Raw genomic sequence first — 274 nt, 5'->3', positions numbered from 1 at the left:
GGTGGTCAGCCAATTCTGAGTGGTATGGTTGTTGATGAACCAGATATTGAAATTGGATCAGGTCTTTCATCAAAGGCAATGTCCAAGAAAATGCCAACCAATTCTGCAAGAAATGGTCCTAGATCTAACAGACCAGGTGAACCTGACGAAGAGTATGTTAAAACTACATTGATACCCCAACAAAGTATCCAAATGACACATGGTGCTCAACCACAATTCAGTATATACCAACAATCATCTGTAAACCCACTTCAAGGTTTATTTGGTAACAATA

General features: G+C 39.1%; 1 protein-coding gene. It reads left to right on the top strand.

Going from position 1 to position 274, the window contains the following annotated elements; genetic code table 11:
• Window positions 1-274 (top strand): hypothetical protein (locus tag MN204_RS21840; protein ID WP_249872930.1); only part of this gene is annotated, 274 nt, incomplete at both ends.

It is taken from the genome of Oceanobacillus saliphilus (assembly GCF_023522835.1).
Classification (GTDB): Bacteria; Bacillota; Bacilli; order Bacillales; family Amphibacillaceae; genus Oceanobacillus; species Oceanobacillus saliphilus.
This window is presented reverse-complemented; position numbering and strand designations above follow the sequence as displayed.